Below are 1,232 nucleotides of genomic sequence, written 5' to 3' on the forward strand. Positions count from 1 at the left end.
CTTCGCAAAGATCAAGGAATTCAGAGCCATAGCGACCCGCTACGAAAAGACAACGTCCAGCTACGCCGCCAATTGGCATCTCGCGGCTGCCATCATCGCCTCACGATGAATGTCCACAGACCCTAGGAACAGACACCCATTTTTTCAACAGTGCCCTCCTCGGGCGGGTTCAGGAACAGGTTGCCGCTGGCCCCATTGTCTTTGTGGATGAGCTCGGCCGTCGAGTCGAAGTGGATGCTTCTCCCATCGAATTTGGTACGGACAACGTGCCTTATGACGGTCTTGTCTCCGAGATGCGTTATTACTCTAGCTCGGGTGAGCTTCAGGCGGTCATGGACGAATTGGAATGGAGCCTTGCCGATTTCCTGACCGCACGTTCTGAACTCAATGCTGGGCGCCCGGATGCCATGGCGGCCTTGTTCGAGATGCCATCCAATTTGGATGTGCAGTCCCGGAATGCTGTAGACTTCAACTTCACCGACCTTTTTGGCTCGATTGTGGATGAGTTGGAGAAGTCGATGCGATTTTCTGGCAGTGCTGCGAATGATCACGCAAGCGGCGGCAGTAAGAACGATCGCCTTTTTGGCGGAGGTGGGAACGACACCCTCCGCGGCATGAATGGCAAGGATAAGATATTTGGCGGAGCGGATGACGACTTCATATCGGGCGGAGGTAAACGGGACCGACTCGTCGGAAACGGAGGCGACGACATCCTGCTTGGCGGCGGCGGGAAAGACAAAATCAAAGGTGGCGGGGGCCACGACCGTCTGATCGGGGGTAAGGCTGACGACCGTTTGTTTGGCAATTTCGGTGATGACGAACTGCGGGGCAATGCTGGGCGCGATCAGCTTGATGGTGGGGACGGGGCAGACACGCTGTTGGGCGGCGGTAGAGGCGATTACCTGATTGGTGGCGACGGAGATGACAGCATGGCTGGCATGGCTGGCAGTGATGCTCTTCTTGGTGGTCGTGGAGCGGACACTCTCTCAGGGGCAGGGGGGCGCGATACGATGGCTGGTGGGTCGGGAGATGACTACATTACCGGTCAAAGCGGTGGCGACTTCCTGTACGGTGACAGTGGTGATGACACCCTTTATGGCGGTAGCGGGGTCGTGTCGCGAATGCTGTGGAAATTCCCTGGCGGCGCGCTCCGGGCATGTGAAGGGTCGGTGTTTTAGGCTGCGAGGTCAAGGGGCATGGGTTCGAGGGGCTGAGAGAGGGTTTCCCAGCCG

Annotated in this window: 1 protein-coding gene and 1 pseudogene; both read left to right on the forward strand. The window is 57.9% G+C overall.

Annotated elements, in window-relative coordinates:
• Positions 1–109, forward strand: a pseudogene (locus AAFO90_RS24890) (IS5/IS1182 family transposase); the annotation flags it as partial.
• 121 nt (positions 110–230) lie between these two features.
• Positions 231–1,178: a calcium-binding protein gene (locus AAFO90_RS24895; RefSeq protein WP_347511191.1), complete on the forward strand. Its 948-nt coding sequence runs from the start codon at positions 231–233 to the stop codon at positions 1,176–1,178.
• Positions 1,179–1,232: the final 54 nt, after the last annotated feature.

Source organism: Phaeobacter sp. CAU 1743 (assembly GCF_039839315.1).
Taxonomy (GTDB): domain Bacteria; phylum Pseudomonadota; class Alphaproteobacteria; order Rhodobacterales; family Rhodobacteraceae; genus Phycobacter; species Phycobacter gallaeciensis_A.